This is a genomic window from Bradyrhizobium sp. WSM1743 (assembly GCF_000473065.1).
In the GTDB taxonomy this organism is placed as follows: domain Bacteria; phylum Pseudomonadota; class Alphaproteobacteria; order Rhizobiales; family Xanthobacteraceae; genus Bradyrhizobium.
In genome coordinates this window covers 350,585-366,587 of record NZ_AXAZ01000002.1, presented here as the reverse complement: position 1 = coordinate 366,587, position 16,003 = coordinate 350,585, and the positions used below count along the sequence as shown (strand labels likewise).

16 protein-coding genes are annotated in these 16,003 nt (G+C 65.5%); 5 read left to right on the top strand and 11 right to left on the bottom strand.

The genetic code is table 11. From position 1 onward, the window contains the following. Window positions 1-504: 504 nt before the first annotated feature. From YU9_RS0103785 to YU9_RS0103750, 8 genes are all read right to left on the bottom strand, one after another. Window positions 505-705, bottom strand: a complete 201-nt coding sequence (locus YU9_RS0103785) for a hypothetical protein (protein WP_027571560.1) — start codon at window positions 703-705, stop codon at window positions 505-507. 295 nt (window positions 706-1,000) lie between these two features. Further along, window positions 1,001-3,142 (bottom strand): flagellar biosynthesis protein FlhA, encoded by a 2,142-nt coding sequence (gene flhA / locus YU9_RS0103780; RefSeq protein ID WP_027571559.1) that lies wholly within the window; start codon window positions 3,140-3,142, stop codon window positions 1,001-1,003. A 354-nt stretch (window positions 3,143-3,496) separates the two neighbouring features. Next, window positions 3,497-3,799, bottom strand: coding sequence for a copper-binding protein (locus YU9_RS0103775; protein WP_027571558.1), 303 nt, complete (start codon window positions 3,797-3,799; stop codon window positions 3,497-3,499). Between the two features lie 15 nt (window positions 3,800-3,814). Continuing rightward, window positions 3,815-4,270, bottom strand: coding sequence for a cupredoxin domain-containing protein (locus YU9_RS0103770; protein WP_027571557.1), 456 nt, complete (start codon window positions 4,268-4,270; stop codon window positions 3,815-3,817). A gap of 32 nt (window positions 4,271-4,302) precedes the next feature. Then, the gene (locus YU9_RS0103765) at window positions 4,303-5,637 is read right to left on the bottom strand and encodes a multicopper oxidase family protein (protein ID WP_027571556.1); all 1,335 of its coding nucleotides are present in this window, start codon (window positions 5,635-5,637) and stop codon (window positions 4,303-4,305) included. 13 nt (window positions 5,638-5,650) lie between these two features. Next, the gene (locus tag YU9_RS0103760) at window positions 5,651-7,078 is read right to left on the bottom strand and encodes a TolC family protein (protein WP_027571555.1); all 1,428 of its coding nucleotides are present in this window, start codon (window positions 7,076-7,078) and stop codon (window positions 5,651-5,653) included. A 9-nt stretch (window positions 7,079-7,087) separates the two neighbouring features. Beyond that, window positions 7,088-7,369: a hypothetical protein gene (locus YU9_RS0103755; protein WP_027571554.1), complete on the bottom strand. Its 282-nt coding sequence runs from the start codon at window positions 7,367-7,369 to the stop codon at window positions 7,088-7,090. Between the two features lie 75 nt (window positions 7,370-7,444). Then, a complete protein-coding gene (locus tag YU9_RS0103750; RefSeq protein WP_027571553.1) occupies window positions 7,445-7,885 on the bottom strand; it encodes a hypothetical protein in 441 nt (146 codons plus the stop codon). Between the two features lie 151 nt (window positions 7,886-8,036). Here YU9_RS0103750 and YU9_RS0103745 point away from each other — a divergent pair, with 151 nt between their 5' ends. After that, window positions 8,037-9,302, top strand: a complete 1,266-nt coding sequence (locus YU9_RS0103745) for an MFS transporter (RefSeq protein WP_027571552.1) — start codon at window positions 8,037-8,039, stop codon at window positions 9,300-9,302. Here YU9_RS0103745 and YU9_RS0103740 read toward each other — a convergent pair. After that, window positions 9,299-9,706 carry a DUF4864 domain-containing protein gene (locus YU9_RS0103740; protein ID WP_027571551.1) on the bottom strand — a complete coding sequence of 136 codons (408 nt, stop codon included), beginning with the start codon at window positions 9,704-9,706 and terminating at the stop codon, window positions 9,299-9,301. The genes YU9_RS0103745 and YU9_RS0103740 overlap by 4 nt on opposite strands. A gap of 142 nt (window positions 9,707-9,848) precedes the next feature. On the opposite strand from YU9_RS0103740, the gene YU9_RS0103735 reads away from it, so the two are divergent. Further along, complete coding sequence (locus YU9_RS0103735) at window positions 9,849-10,301, top strand: hypothetical protein (protein ID WP_156951654.1); 453 nt, start codon at window positions 9,849-9,851, stop codon at window positions 10,299-10,301. Between the two features lie 110 nt (window positions 10,302-10,411). On the opposite strand, the gene YU9_RS0103730 is transcribed toward YU9_RS0103735, so the two are convergent. Then, the gene (locus YU9_RS0103730; protein ID WP_027571549.1) at window positions 10,412-11,050 is read right to left on the bottom strand and encodes a TetR/AcrR family transcriptional regulator; all 639 of its coding nucleotides are present in this window, start codon (window positions 11,048-11,050) and stop codon (window positions 10,412-10,414) included. A gap of 251 nt (window positions 11,051-11,301) precedes the next feature. Between YU9_RS0103730 and YU9_RS0103725 the strand changes: the two genes are divergently transcribed. From YU9_RS0103725 to YU9_RS0103715, 3 genes are read left to right on the top strand one after another with little or no spacing between them, the layout of a single operon-like run. Continuing rightward, window positions 11,302-11,799, top strand: coding sequence for a (2Fe-2S)-binding protein (locus YU9_RS0103725; RefSeq protein ID WP_027571548.1), 498 nt, complete (start codon window positions 11,302-11,304; stop codon window positions 11,797-11,799). Further along, entirely contained in the window at window positions 11,796-12,851 is a 1,056-nt protein-coding gene (locus YU9_RS0103720) for a xanthine dehydrogenase family protein subunit M (protein WP_027571547.1), read from the top strand. Before YU9_RS0103725 ends, YU9_RS0103720 begins: the two co-directional genes overlap by 4 nt. Beyond that, window positions 12,844-15,105 (top strand): xanthine dehydrogenase family protein molybdopterin-binding subunit, encoded by a 2,262-nt coding sequence (locus YU9_RS0103715; protein ID WP_027571546.1) that lies wholly within the window; start codon window positions 12,844-12,846, stop codon window positions 15,103-15,105. The genes YU9_RS0103720 and YU9_RS0103715 overlap by 8 nt, the downstream gene beginning before the upstream one ends. 223 nt (window positions 15,106-15,328) lie before the next feature. On the opposite strand, the gene YU9_RS0103710 is transcribed toward YU9_RS0103715, so the two are convergent. Next, on the bottom strand, window positions 15,329-15,877 hold the full coding sequence (locus tag YU9_RS0103710; protein ID WP_018646206.1) for a cupin domain-containing protein: 549 nt from the start codon (window positions 15,875-15,877) through the stop codon (window positions 15,329-15,331). Between the last annotated feature and the right edge of the window lie 126 nt (window positions 15,878-16,003).

The following is a 16,003-nucleotide window of genomic DNA, read 5'->3' as shown; positions in this document are numbered from 1 at the left end:
GATACGAGGGCGTGTCTGCGATGAATGCGAATGATGAAGCGACCCCGTCACCCCACACTCCGTCATTGCGAGGAGCCCTTGCGACGAAGCAATCCAGAATCCCTCCGCGGAGGCACTCTGGATTGCTTCGCTTCGCTCGCAATGACGACGTGGAAGCAACTGCGCCCCATCACCCCGCTCTCGTGCCCCGGACGCAGCGCAGCGTCTTTTCGACGCTGCGCTGCCGAGCCGGGGCCCATGTCTCGGCATTACCGTGGGGCTGCCGGGTCCCGGCTGTGCGCAGCAACGCCAAGAGCGTTGCAGCGCGTCCGGGACACGGGAGGAGAGAATGGCGGATCGGCACGCTCCGGCCATAAAGCGGCATACCCCAGACATGAGAAAGCGCCCGTGGGGGGCGGGCGCTTTCTGTAGTCGACTTGGGGTTGGGGTCGTCTACATATCCACGTGGCGACTTTGGGGGGCTGGTAAAGAGCCGCGTGAATTCACAAAACTCGTCAGATCTCCTCAGCGAACGAGGGACGCGTTCGAACTGGTGACAACGACCGGCTTGCCGGCCTTGATGACGCGGGCGGTCTGGGTCAGGCCTTCATCCGAACCCGAGCGCGCCGTCATGCCGAGGCCCGCCACCGCGATCCCTGCGACGAGCGCCACGACCACAATCTTCACATGGGTCGAGCGATCGGCGCTGTAGATCGAGTGGTTCATGGAAGCCTCCTGCCGCCATCTACCCGAAGTGGTCGCCAGCCCGTTCAGGCAGGTTCATGCTTCCGGTGCCCAACAACCTAGTATTGGGGGGATTCGTTCCCAAGAGGCGATCACAAGGGCGTGACAGGACGTGAAAGATCGCGATCAAAAGCGATCCCCTGATCGTTCTTTTTTATAATTATTTCAAAGCTGTAATGTGCCTGCCAGGCGTTTTTTCTCCCCTTGGTCGACCAGGCGCCAGGAACTCAAAAACCATTTGCCTGTGGCCGAAAAACACACGGCTTCTTAAGGCAAATCAGATGCTTCCGACCGTTTTCAACCTCGCCCTGGGGTGGATTTCGGCCTGCGACAGCACGGTGGTCTGGGCCCGGAACCGCTCCACCAGGGACCGCACAAACGGACGAATCGCCGCAGAGGTGACCAGCACCGGCGCCTCGCCTTCGCGGGCGGCGCGCTCGAAGGCCTCGCGCACGGCGGTCATGAACTCCGACAGTTTGGAGGGCTGCATCGCGAGGCTGCGCTCCTCGCCCTGGCCGATGATGGATTCGGCGAAGGCCTGCTCCCATTTCGCCGACAGTGCGATCAGCGGCAGATAGCCGTTGTAGGAGGTGTTTTGCGCGCAGATCTGCCGCGCGAGACGCGCGCGGACGTGCTCGACCATGGTCGCCGGATTGCGCGAGAAGGCGAGCGAATCCGCGATGCCTTCGAGGATGGTGGAGAGGTCGCGGATCGAGATGCGCTCGGCGAGCAAGAGCTGCAGCACGCGCTGGATGCCGGAGACCGTGACCTGGCCCGGGACGATGTCCTTGACCAATTCGCTCTGCTCCTTCGGCAGCTCCTTGAGCAGCTTCTGCACCTCGCCATAGGACAAGAGGTCCGACATGTTGGCCTTGAGCAGCTCGGTGAGATGGGTCGAGAGCACGGTCGCGGCGTCGACGACGGTGTAGCCCTTGAGCGAGGCCTCCTCCTTGAGGCTGGCGTCGACCCAGGTCGCGGGCAGGCCGAAGGTCGGCTCGGTGGTGTGGATGCCGGGCACCTGCACCTGGTTGCCGCCGGGGTCCATGACCATGAACTGGTTCGGCCAGATCTTGCCGGTGCCGGCGTCGACCTCCTTGATCTTGATGATGTAGGTGTTGGCCTCGAGCTGGACGTTGTCGAGGATGCGCACCGCCGGCATCACGAAGCCCATCTCGATCGCGAGCGAGCGGCGCAGCGCCTTGATCTGCTCGGTGAGACGGTCGGTGCCATCAGGGCCGTTGACCAGCGGCAGCAGCGCATAGCCGAGCTCGATCTTGAGGTCGTCGATCTTGAGCGCGGCCGAGATCGGCTCTTCAGTCGCGGCAGCGCCGGGCGCACCCGGCATGCCCGGCGCGGGCGCGGCCTTGGCGGCTTCCTCGGCCTTGACGGCGGTCTTCTTGTGGTTGCGGGCATGCCAGGCCAGCGCACCGGCGCCGGCGCCGAGCGCCAGGAAGGGGATGGTCGGAATACCCGGCAGCGCCGCCAGCACCAGCATAACCGCGGAGGACATCGCCAGCGCCTGCGGATAGCCGGAGAACTGCTTCATCAGCGCCTTGTCGGCGGCCCCGGAGACGCCGGCCTTGGAGACGAGCAGGCCGGCCGCGGTCGAGACGATCAGCGCGGGCACCTGGGTGACGAGGCCGTCACCGACCGTCAGCAGCGTGTAACTGCGCCCGGCATCGGCGAAGGACATGCCCTGCTGCGCGACGCCGATGATCATGCCGCCGACGACGTTGATGAAGACGATCAGGAGGCCGGCGATGGCATCGCCGCGGACGAATTTGGAGGCACCGTCCATGGCGCCGAAGAAGCCGCTCTCGTCCTCCAGCTCCTTGCGCCGTTCCTTGGCGACCTTCTCGTCGATCAGGCCGGCGGACAGGTCGGCGTCGATCGCCATCTGCTTGCCGGGCATGGCGTCGAGATGGAAGCGCGCGGCGACCTCGGCGATGCGGCCCGAACCCTTGGTGATGACGACGAAATTGACGATGATCAGGATGGCGAAGACGATGATGCCGATGACGAAATTGCCGCCCATCACGAAGCTGCCGAACGCCTCGATGACGTGACCTGCGGCGGCCGTGCCCTCGTGCCCGTGCGACAGGATCAGGCGGGTCGAGGCCATGTTGAGCGACAGGCGCAGCATGGTCGAGATTAGCAGGATGGTCGGGAAGGCCGAGAATTCGAGCGGCGCCTGGATGAACAGCGACGTCATCAGGATCAGGATCGAGAGCGTGATCGAGATCGCCAGGAACAGATCCAGCACGATCGCGGGCAGGGGCAGGATCAGCACCACCAGGATGGTGAGGATGCCGAGCGCCAGCGCGATGTCGCCGCGCTTGAGGATGTTGACGATCTCGTTGAGGGAGGGGATGCCGGGCTTCGCGCTGCCTACGCCCTGTCCCGCGGTGACGTCGACCATGGTAGCTGCCTCCCCGCGCGACTGCCGTCCGCGCGCCCCAAATGTCTGCGCGGCGGCCGAAGGGCCGCCGTTCCGAAAGTGAGGCACCGCACTGGCGTCCACGGGGGCTCTCCCGTTCTAAACGCGGCCGACGACACTCGACTTCACCCGGCAATTTTTGCCCGGTGTATGGTTAGCAAAGGGTTAACGGAGGGGCGGGGAGGGGACGAAACGCGGTGTTTTGGGGGAAGCTTGGCGTCGTTCCGGGGCGGCTCGAAGAGCCGAACTCTGGTGCGCAGTTGCGCACCTGAGAACCTCGAGATTCCGTGTTCGATGCTGCGCATCGCCCCGGAATGACGGGAAAGGGAAGCCGCCCTACTTCGCCTTCTCCATCCTGGTCACCGTATACCCGCTCGCCGCCTCCTCGGCCTCGAAGGTCACCTTGTCGCCGGCCTTCACCTGCTTGAGCATCGCGGTGTCCTTGACGCGATAGACCATGGTCATGGGCTCCTCCATGCCGAGGCTCTTCGCCGGTCCGTGCTTGAGCGTGATCTTGCCGGCGCCTTCGTCGATCTTCTTCACCTCGCCGCTGATCGCGGCGCCCCCGGCCGCGAGAGTCCCGGTTGCAAGGCCCACAGTCAGCGCCAGCGCAGCGGTGATACGGATGATGCGGTTCATGCTTAATCTCCTTCGTTACTTCACGGTGACGTGGCCGATCATGCCGTAGTCGCGGTGATCGGGAATCAGGCAGGAAAATTCGAACGTGCCGGGCTTGCTGAACTTCCAGAGGATCTCGGCCGTCTTGTTCGGAGCAAGACGAACGCCGTTGGGATCGTCATGCTCCATGTGCGGATGCTTCTTCATCACCGCGGCATGCGCGAGATTCTCCTTAGGTGTGGCGAGCAGGAATTCGTGGTCCTCCTTGCCGACATTGCGCAGCACGAAGCGGATCTGCTCGCCGCGTTTGACCTCGATCCGGGCGGGCGTGTAGTCCATCTCGTTCATCAGAATCTCGATCGTGCGCGCGGGCTTTTGCGGATTGCCGGGCTCGCCGGCCGAAAAGTTTCCGTGCCCGTGCTTGTCGTGAGCAAAGGCCGGTGCGAGCGAAAGCGCGGCCAGCGCAAGGCCGAGCTTGATGGTGGTCTTCATCGTGGTCTCCAGTTGGTGGTTCATCGAAACGCTCACATCTTGTGCTTCATCGGCGGGCTGCCGGGTTTTTGCCGGGCCGGCTCTGCGGCCGGCGCTGCGACCTCGTAGGCGACGGTGCCTTGCGGGAATTTGTAGGGACCGGGATCGCGGTAATCGTCGCGCGCGAGGCCCTCACGGATCTTCATCACCGTGAACATGCCGCCCATCTCGATCGGCCCGAACTGGCCGGTGCCGGTCATCATCGGCAGCGTATTGTCGGGCGCGGGCATCTCCATATTGCCCATCGCCATGCCGGTTGAACCCATCGCCATGCCGTCGGGCGCGAGCTTGCCAACGGCCTTGGCGAGATCCTTGCGCGACACGCCGATGAGGTTGCGCACGTCGTGTCCCATCGCGTTCATCGTGTGGTGCGACTTGTGGCAATGGAACGCCCAGTCGCCGGGATTGTCGGCGAGCACGTCGAACACCCTGACAGCGCCGACCGGAACGTCCGTGGTGGTCTCGGGGATCTGTGCGCTCTCCGGAACCCAGCCGCCATCAGTGCAGGTCACCGCAAAGGCGTGGCCATGCAGATGGATCGGATGGTTGGTCATGCTGAGGTTGCCCATGCGCACGCGCACCTTGTCTCCGAGCCTGACCGGCAGCGGATCGATCCCGGGAAATACCCGCGCATTCCAGGTCCACATGTTGAAGTCGGTCATCTCGTTGACATGCGGCAGATAGGTGCCGGGGTCGACGCGATAGGTGCTCATCACGAAGACGAAGTCGCGGTCGACGGGCCGGAAATTCGGATCGCGCGAGTGCACGACGATCATGCCCATCATGCCCATCGCCATCTGCACCATCTCGTCGGAATGCGGGTGGTACATGAAGGTTCCGCTCTTCTTCATCTCGAATTCGTAGACGAAGGTCTTGCCCGGCTCGATGTGCGGCTGGTTCAATCCGCCGACGCCGTCCATGCCGCTCGGAATGATCATGCCGTGCCAGTGCACGGTGGTGTATTCGGGCAGTTTGTTGGTGACGAAGATGCGGACCTTGTCGCCCTCGACGGCCTCGATGGTCGGGCCCGGCGATTGCCCGTTGTAGCCCCACAAATTCACCTTCATGCCTTCGGCGAACTCGCGCACCACCGGTTCTGCGACGAGATGGAATTCCTTCCAGTCGCCGTTCATGCGGAACGGCAGCGACCAGCCGTTCAGCGTGACCACGGGGCGATAGTCCGGGCCGCTGATCGGATGCAGCGGCGGCTGCATCACGACCTTATCCATGGTGGGCGCTTCCGGAATCGAGGCGGCCTGCACGCGGCCTTGAATAGCCGACGCGCCGGCAAGCGCGGCGGTGCCCAAAAATCCTCGGCGTGAAAACATCTTGGCCTCCATCTCAGTGGCCGCCGCCATCGGCAGGTGCTGCCGCGGCGATGGTGGTTGGATTGTCGCTGATGGCCGCCGGCGCGCTGCCGCCATTGACGGCGGTCTGCAGATCGGCCTGGGCGAGGAAGAATCTCTGCCTGGCGTCGATGGCGCCGCGCAGCGAGGCCAGACGCTGCCGCGCCTCGGTGAGCAGCGCGAAGATATCGACCTGCATGCTGGAGAAGCGCAGCTGCATCTCCTCGGTGATGATCTTGCGCAAGGGGATGATCTCGCGCTGGTAGTGGCCGGCGATGTCGTAAGCGGAGCGGTAGACGCGATAAGCATCGCGCGCCTCGGAGCGCACGTTGACGGCGCGCTCGGTCAAGCGGTTGAAGGCAAAGTTGTAAGTCTCCGCTGCCTGGCGCACGCGCACCTCGCCGCCGTCGAAGATCGGAATCTGGAACTGCACGTCGAAGCCGCGCTCGCGGAACGGCGGCCCCTCCGGATCCTGGGTGCGGCGGGACATGCCGGCGAGATCGAGCAGTGTCACGAAGCGCGTCGCCTCGGTGAGGTTCAGGGCCTTCGCCAGCGCCGCCAGCTCCAGCCGCGCGATTTGCAAATCGATGCGATGGGCGACCGCGTCGGCCTCGATCGCCGGCAAGGCCAGCGGCCGGCGCGGCAGCGGCGGCAATGCGTTGGGCAGGCGGAAGTCGAGGCCGTCGTCCCACAGCCCCATCAGGCGCGCCAGCCTTTCGCGCGCGCTTGCTGCCGTCTGCCGCGCGGTGGCGAGATCGGCGGTGGTCTCGGCGTAAAACACCTGCTCGCGGGCCTGGTCGAGCTTGTTGAGCGAGCCGGTCTCGCCGAGCTTGACCGCGAGCTGTGCGGTCGATTCCGCTGTCGCCTTCGCGTCGGTCAGCAGCACCACCATCTCGTTGGCGGCAACAGTGCGGATGTAGGCGCGGCGCACGTCGGCGGCGAGCCGCAGCGTCGCTAGGGCAGCGCGCAACTGCGCTCCGCGGAAGCGGTCGCGGGCGATGTCGGAGCGGAACGGCAGGGTGGCGAGCGCGAGGATATCGCCGACCACCTGACGCTCGATCTCGCTGGCGCCATTGCCTGATATCCGCGAGATCGAGAACACCGGATTGGGCGGCAGGCTCTGCTCGACGAGATCGGTCTCGGCCAGCGCCAGCTCGTTATAGGCGGCCTGCAGTCCCTTGTTGTTGAGCAGCGCGATCTGCACGGCAGCGTCTGCGCCGAGCGTCCGCGACAACAGCTGGCGAACGCGCGCGTCGACAGCTCTGGCGCCCTCGGCCGTTCGCACAAAGGCGACATCCTTGTTGATGGCGTGGCTCGTCAGATCCGAGACGGTGGTCATGCCGCCGTCGGGCGAGAACGCGGCGCAGCCGGAAACGCTGAGCGCCGTGATGACGAGCAGGCCTCGCGCAAGATGGCGTGTCATGGCGCGCTCCTACCGGTCTTGCTTTTGCTGCGGCGTCACCGCGTCGTTGCGGCCGCGCCATGGCGCCGGCGTCGCAGGCCGCAGGCTGGTGTAGGGCGCGATGGTCGAGCGATAGCCGATGCGCGCCACCTTCGCCGCGGGATCGGCGGGGTCGGCACTGGCGAGCTGTGTCGTTGCCGGCATGCAGCCGGACAGCGCCAGCGCGGCAACGGCGAGCAGCGGCCAATTGAATCGAAGATATCGTCGACCCACCGCAGATGCGGCGGACTTCGCCCCGGAAAGCGCAAACATGACCTAGTCCTTGATCTGGAGACCACAGGTTCGCGCGCGCACAAAGCGCGCTCGGCCCGAAATCGTCGCGTCAGATCAGGCGATGGGGGGGCGGTAGTGCTGCGGCGGCGCCGCGCTGTGCAGGCTGGCCACGATCTCGGGCGCGCAGGCGGAGACGGGCAGAACCGGCTTGGCGACATCAGGCAAATCGGCCGGCAGCGCGCTGACGCACATCATCGCGCAGCAAGGACCCACTGTTCCCTTGCCGTCATGATGATGCGGAGCGGGGGCATCCTTCGCGGCAGTCTGGTGATCGGCGTGGGTTCCCGCATGTTCGTGCGAGACGTCACCATGCAGATGGCTCGCCATCTGGTGATGCACCGGCACGAGGTCGGCGAGGAGCGCGTCGTCGACGCATGGCGCGGGACCAGTGCCCCAAGCGAGGCTTGCTGCCGGCGCGAGCACGCAGAACAAATAGGCGAGGGCGATGATTCGCCCCACCTTGATCCGCATCGATCGCGTCAATCGCAACACCATTCCGCCGATAGGCTCCTCGCGCGGCAAGATTGCACACGCTGATTGCAAACTAGTGTCAAAACGCGTGTTCGCCAAGCTCCTTCTTACCGCAGTGCACCGCGCATGCCCAATATATCGCCACGTTGCTTGACCGTGTGGCGATCCGCGGGCCATGGTCCGGCCCGTGCACGCGCCAAATCATTCAGGACAAACACCTGGTTCCTTCACCCCTGACTCCCGTCAGGCCTGGGTACGCTTGGTTATTGCGCTTGTGATCGGCTCGATCGGCGCTGTCGGCATGTGGGCGGTCGTGGTCGTGATTCCCGTGGTGCAGGCCGAATTCGGTGCCACGCGCGGCGCGGTGTCGCTGGCGTTCACCCTCATGATGTTCGGCTTCGGGCTTGGCGGCGTGATCGCCGGCAAGATCACCGACCGATTCGGCATCGTGCCGGCAATGGCGATCAGCATCGCCTTCCTCGGCGTTGCCAACGTGCTCGCGGGTCTGTCGACGCAGCTCTGGCAATTCGTGGCGGCGTATTTCCTCATCGGCCTCGGCACCTCCGCGACCTTCGCGCCGCTGATGGCCGAAGCCTCGCATTGGTTCGAGCGCTATCGCGGATTGGCCGTGACCATCGTCGCCAGCGGCAATTATGTGGCGGGAACGATGTGGCCGCCGATCGTGAGCTGGGGCACGCAGGAGATCGGCTGGCGCTACACCCATATCGGCATCGGCATCGTCTGCGCCGGCCTGATGGCGGTGCTCGTGCTGATCCTGCGCGCGCAGATGGGCGACGACCATGTCCGCGATCATGCCAACGCGCCGCCGCCGCGGGTCGATCTCAGGCTCTCGACCAACACGTTGACGGTGCTGCTCTCGATCGCCAGCATCTCCTGCTGTGTCGCCATGGCGATGCCGCAGGTCCACATCGTCGCCTATTGCGGTGATCTCGGTTATGGCGTCGCGCGCGGCGCCGAGATGCTGTCGCTGATGATGGGCTGCGGCATCGTCAGCCGGATCGGCTCCGGCTATCTCGCCGACAAGATCGGCGGCATCCGCACGCTGCTGGTCGGATCGCTGGCGCAGGGCTTTGCGCTAGTGTTCTATCTGTTCTTCGACAGCCTCACCTCGCTCTATCTGATCTCCGCGATGTTCGGCCTGTTCCAGGGCGGCATCGTGCCGAGCTACGCCATCATCGTGCGCGAGGCGATGCCGGCGAGCGAAGCGGCGACCCGCGTCGGCATCGTGATCTTTGCGTCCGTGTTCGGCATGTCCTTCGGTGGCTGGGTGTCCGGCGTCATTTTCGATGCCACCGGCTCATACGCTGCGGCATTCGCGAACGGCGTGGCGTGGAATGCGCTGAACATCGGCATCGTCGTGCTGCTCTTGATCCGCGCGCGGATGAGCCCGGTCAAGACCGGCCCGGGTTATGCCACTTAAACGGCCTGTCCTGCCTTCAGCAGCGAGCAGCCGGTGATCTTGTAGCTGCCGTCGCCCTGCTGCTCGAGCGTGTAGAGCGCCTCCCAGGCCTCGCCATTGGCGTCGATGATATGGACGCGCTGGGCGATCCAGCCGCCATCGGTCTTGCTCTCGCCGAATTCGAAACTCTTGTGACGGTAGACCGGCGCGTAGCCGTTCTGCACCATCGACATGAAGATGTCGGGTGCTGGAAAGATTTCCTTGATCGCCGGTGCCGCATAGGAATAGGCCGCCGTGGCATCGTCGCGAACGAACGCCTGCTCCTGGGCGCGGATGACGGTTTGGGCCGCGGCAACATCGCCGGCAAACGCTGAAGCGTGACTCCCGACAACAATGAGAGCGACCAGCAAGGCTGCGATGCGCATGACAGGCTCCGCGTTGAAATCCCGGCGGAGGCGATCTTAGCACATCCGCGGCGCTGGGGGGTGTACTCAGAAATCACGCGCTTAGCTTGGGTGCGGCAGATGCCCGCTCATCCCTCAACGGCGGCACAAACAGCGGACATCGTTGAAGGTCGCCGATGGGCCACAAGCGGAAGTTGGCGCAATGGCCCGAAAGTGGCAAGATGGGATAATTGCTTCAGGCGTGGTGGGACTTTGTAGTCACCTTGGTGCAATCAGGGACGCACGGCCGGACAGCATCGAAATGACTATTATCACAATAGAACTCGACGCTAGCAGTTGGGAAACAGCAACCGATTTTCGATCCGCACTTAAGGCTGCGATAGGAGCACCGGAATGGCATGGCGACATGGCGGGTGCTTTCCTGGACTCAATTTTCGGGGGAGGCATGAATGCCCTCAAGCCTCCATACATCATTAAGGTCGTGAATACCGCACAGCTTGCGCCGGAGCTTAAGAAGCTGATCCACGACCTTTCCTCAGCAATGGAAGCAACACGAACGCGTCGGCTCGCCCGAACAGGCGAGAACGTTGCCGCCAGTCTTGAAATTGCGAACTGAGCCGGCCTGCGAGCATCGGCTTTGATCGCGGTGCGTCCGCAAGCAGCAGTGCTCTGGCCGATCAGCAGATTTCCGCTCGGCCCCAGGAGCCGACATTATGAGTACAGGGCCTAACGCTTTCGCTTCGTCGCCGGATTCGTCGCCTTGGACGAGCGCGCCTTGACCTTGCTGGGCGGCTGCATCCGCAAACCATCCACGAACACGTCGAGCATCCGCAGCACCGAGGATTGCCAGCCGGGCTGGTCGTGCATGTAGCACATGCCGACAAGCGCCCGCAGCAAATCCTCCGGGCTGATATCGGCGCGCATCTGGCCGGCGGCGACGGCGCGGTCGAGCAGCGAGCCGATCGCCTTGGTCAGCCGGTCCATCGAGAACGCCGCAAGCTCCGACGAGCTCTGGAACGTCAGCGCCAGCGCGGCCGACATGCCTTTCTTGGTGGCGACGAATTCGACGTTGGAGCGCAGCCAGCGACGCAGCGCATCCACAGGGTCGTTGGCATTCTTCAGCTGCTCGGCGAGCTCGCTAAGCTGCTCGACCTCGCGCCGGTACACTGCCTCGAACAGATCCTCGCGGGTCGGAAAATGCCGGTAGAGCGTGCCGATGCCGACGCCGGCGCGTTTGGCGACGGCCTCGAGGCTCGCCTCGCGGCCGCCCGCGCTGAACACCACCTTCGCCGCTTCGAGCACGCGCTCGCGATTGCGCACGGCATCGGCGCGGGGCTTTCGGGTCTGGTCGGTGTGGTCGTCCATGGCGCGCAATGTAGATCACGAATTGGTTAGATTGAACCCTCGCCGGACCCGCGCAGCGCTGCATCGCGTTGGTGGCGCAGGGGCTTTTGACGAATTCCAAATATTTTTGGGCGGCCCTTGTTAAGCGGAGGGTGCCTCCGTATCTTCGCTCACGTGCCGGCCCGCATCATGCGGGCGGCACGCAATCGACGGCGGCCACGGCGGTGGCGCGCCGCGCGATCACTCATGTCCATCTCTGATCGGAGCCTTGTATGAACCACTCCATCAGCCTCACCGTGAACGGTGCGCGGCGCGACTTCGTCCTCGACGATCCGCGCGTCACGCTGCTCGATCTCCTGCGTGAGCGCCTCCATCTGACCGGAACCAAGAAGGGATGCGACCGCGGCCAGTGCGGCGCCTGCACCATTCTCGTCGACGGCAAGCGCATCAACTCCTGTCTCGCGCTCGCCATCAGCCATGACGGCGCCGACATCCTCACCATCGAAGGCATCGCACGCGGCGACCAGCTTCATCCCGTGCAGGCCGCCTTCATCGCCCATGACGGCTTTCAATGCGGCTTCTGCACGCCCGGCCAGATCGTGAGCGCGATCGGCATGATGCGCGAAGCCCAGGCCGGCGATGATCCCGAGCGCATCCGCGAATGCATGAGCGGCAATCTTTGCCGCTGCGGCGCTTATGCCGGCATCGTCGATGCCGTGCTGGAAGCGCAGGCCGGGATGGACGAGACCAATCAGAGGCGCTCCGCATGAAACAGTTCGACTATGTCAGGCCCGGCACGATCACCGAAGCCGTTGCCGCCGCGGCCCAGCCGGGCGCCGTCTATCTCGCCGCCGGCACCAACCTGCTCGACCTGATGAAAGGGGGCGTCAGCCGTCCGGATCGGCTGGTCGACGTCACGCATCTCGAAGGGCTCGATCAAATCGAGACTCTCGCCGACGGGTCCTTGCGCATCGGCGCGCTGGTGCGCAATGCCGATCTCGCCCATGATGCGGACTTCGCGCGGTCCTATCCCGCGGTGGCCGAAGCGCTGCTCTCCGGCGCGTCGGCTCAATTGCGCAATGCCGCCACCGTCGGCGGCAATCTCTTGCAACGGACGCGCTGTGCGTATTTCTACGACACCGCCAGCCGCTGCAACAAGCGCGAGCCGGGCTCCGGCTGCGACGCCAGCGACGGCGAGAACCGCGGCCATGCCGTGCTGGGCTGGAGCGAGAGCTGCATCGCCACGCATCCGTCCGACTTCTGCGTGCCCCTGGTTGCGCTCGACGCGATCGTGGAGATCGAGGGCAGGACCGGCCGGCGCGAGATCGCGCTCGACGAACTGCACCGCCTGCCGGGCGATGCGCCCGAGCGCGAATCCGTGCTCGAGCCCGGCGATCTCATCGTCGCGGTGCGGCTGCCGCCCGCCGCGCGCGGCTTTGCCGCGCATGCGCGCTACCTCAAGGTTCGCGAGCGCACCTCCTACGCCTTCGCCGTGGTCTCGGCCGCCGCTGCGCTGCGGATCGAGAACGGCAGAATCGCGGAGGCGCGGCTTGCACTCGGTGGTGTCGCCGCAAAGCCCTGGCGCGCTCGCGCAGCCGAGGACGTGCTTAGGAATGTTGCGCCAACGGCAGACGCGTTCCAGGAGGCGGCATGGCGTGCGCTCGCCGACGCAAAACCGTCCGGCGACAACGCCTTCAAGATCGAGCTCGCGCGTCGCATCGTCGTGCGCGCGCTCCTACTCGCCGCCGCAGGCACGCCCGCGCGCCTGCCGGCGCTGCCGGCCTCTCCCTTTGCCTCGACCTCCGGAGCCATCCATGCCTGAGCTCAACCTGACCAGCGCTCCCGCCCATCTGCGGCACGGCTCGAATATCGGCCAGCCGCTGACCCGCCGCGACGGCGTCCTCAAGGTCACGGGGCGGGCGACCTACGCCGCCGACAATCATCCACCCGGCATGCTGTTTGCGGCGATGGCCGTCTCCAGCATCGCGCGCGGCCGCGTGGTCTCGCTTGATGTCGCCGCCGCAAAGCGCCATCCCGGCGTCGTCGACGTCATGACGCCCGACCACAAGCCAGCACTCGCGATCGACCCAGACATCAAGACCAATCCGTTCGTGTTCCGGATGGAGGTGTTACAGAGCAGTGAGGTCCGCTACGCCAACCAGCCGATTGCGGTCGTGATTGCCGAAACGCTGGAGGCCGCGACGGAAGGCGCGGCGCTGCTGGCGCCGCGCTATGAGGTGCTGCCGGCGCTGGTCGGCCTCGATGCGGGCGAGAGCTACGTGCCGCCGGTCGTCGGTGTCGGCAACCCCGCGGAGCATCACCACGGCGATGTCGAGGCGGGCCTTGCCTCTGCCGAGAAGCAGATCGAGGCGGTTTACGAGACGCCTCCGCAATATCACAACGCGATGGAGCCGCATGCGATCGTCGCCAGCTGGGACGGCGACCATCTGTCGGTCGACATGCCGACCCAGGGCTTGATGCTGTCTTTGGCGCGCATCGCCGAACTGTTCGGCATCACGCACGACAAGATCCACATCCGCAGCCCGTTTCTCGGCGGCGGCTTCGGCTCCAAGGGGCTGATGGCCGGCCCGCCGACCCTCGGCATCATGGCTGCCAAGCTGGTCGGCAGGCCAGTCAAGCTCGTGCTGCGCCGCGAGCAGATGTACGGCCCGGTCGGCCATCGCGCGCCGACCCGCCAGCGCCTGCGCCTCGGCGCCGACGGCGAGGGCCGCCTGACTGCGCTCGATCATCACGCCAGAACGGTGTCGAGCACCTTCGACGATTTCTACGAGCCCGCCGCCGATGCTTCGCACACGCTCTATGCGGCGCCTGCGATCCGCACCTCGCACGATGCCGTGCGCGTCAACACCGGCACACCGCTGTTCATGCGCGCGCCGGGCGAGGCGACCGGTTCGATCGCGCTGGAGAGCGCGATCGACGAGGTGGCCTGGGCCTGCGGCATGGATCCGCTCGCCTTCCGCCTGAAGAACTACGCCGAGGTCGAGCCGATCAGCGGCAAGCCGTTCTCCTCGAAAGCGCTGCGGGCCTGTTACGAGAAGGGCGCGACGCGCTTCGGCTGGGCCAAGCGGCCGCTCCAGCCGCGGCAGATGCGCGACGATGCCGGCCTTCTGGTCGGCTGGGGCATGGGCACCGCGACCTTCCCGGCGCTGATGTTCCAGGCCGAGGCGCGCGCGGCGATCCGCCGCGACGGCTCGGGCGTGATGGAGATCGGCGCGCATGACATGGGGCAGGGCGCCTGGACGGCGCTGGCGCAGATCGCGGCCGATGCCGTGGGTCTCGATGTCGATCGTGTGGAATTCAAGGCCGGCACGTCCGACCTGCCGGATGCCGGCATCGCCGGCGGCTCGGCGCACACGGCAACTGCAGGCGCTGCGATCCACAGCGCCGGCGCGGCCGTGATCGCAAGGCTCGCCGATCTCGCCACGACCGACGAACGCTCGCCGCTGTTCGGTGCCGGCAATGCCGGCGTGATCGCGCGGGACGGCAGGCTGATCCGTCGTGACGACGAGAGCCGCAGCGAGAGCTATGCCGAGATCCTGGCGCGCGCCGGCGTTGCCGAGATCGAGGCCCGCGGCACCGGCGCGCCGAATCCTGCGGCGATGGAGGAATATGCCATGCATGCCCACGGCGCGGTGTTCGCGGAGGTGAAGGTCGATCCCGAGCTCGGCCAGGTCCGCGTCACCCGCATGGTCGGCGCCTTCGCCGCCGGGCGCATCGTCAATCCGCGCATGGTGCAGAGCCAGCTGTTCGGCGGCATGATCTGGGGCCTGTCGTTCGCGCTGCACGAGGAGGCGATCACGGACCGCCGCAGCGGACGGATCATGAATGCCAATCTCGGCGAGTACCATATCCCGGTGAATGCCGACGTGCCGCCGCTCGACGTCATCACTGTCGAGGAGCACGATCCGCACGTGAATGCGCTCGGCATCAAGGGCGTCGGCGAGATCGGCATCACCGGCAGCGCCGGTGCAGTCGCCAACGCCGTTTGGCACGCGACCGGCGTGCGTGTCCGCCGCTTCCCGATCCGGATCGAGGAGTTGCTGACGCAGCTCTGAAGCGCGATGAAATGAGGCCAAATCGCTGCAATGACGGAGGTGCGCTCCCTCTCCCGCTTGCGGGAGAGGGTTGGGGAGAGGGTGCTTCCGCGATGGGACAATCCCCAAGACGAGAAAGCCCTCACCCGGCGCGCGGGATGATGCTTCGCATCGCCCGGACGCGCCGACCTCTCCCGCAAGCGGGAGAGGTGAACGAGCCGCGCCGGATGCGCCGATCTCGCCTTCAGAACGTCGGTGGCGTGCAGGCCGAGATCACCTCGCACGGCTTGCCGCCGACGCAGCGGAAGCGATGTGGCCTGCGGCTCTCGAAATAATAGGCATCGCCGGGATTGAGGATGCGGCGCTCGTCCTCGACCGTGACCTCGAGCTTGCCCGAGATCACGATGCCGCCTTCCTCGCCGTCATGGACGAGATGGACGCGCCCGGTGTCGCTGCCGGGCTCGTAACGCTCCTTCAGGATCTGCAGGCTGCGGCCGAACAGATTGTCGCCGACTTGCCGATACGAGATCGGCTTCTTGCCGACCTCGGTCAGCTCCTCGGCACGGTAGAAGATCTTGCGCCTCGATTCCGGCTCCAGCGCGAAGAACTCGGCGAGGCCCATCGGGATGCCGTCGAGGATGCGCTTGAGCGCGCCGACCGAGGGGTTCATCTGGTTGGATTCGATCAGCGAGATCGTCGAATTGGTGACGCCGGCACGCTTGGCCAGCTCGCGCTGCGACAGCTTGTGGCGCGCCCGGATGAATCGCAGCCGTCCACCGATGTCGACGCTCATAGCCCAAACCCTGTTGCAGGTGTTGCGGATCGCGCAAATATGGACCGGCAGCCCCAGTCAAATCAATGGCTTGCAGGTCACCAGAAAAGGACTTGTTGCGGTTTCGAAGCCGTGGCTCAGCTATGG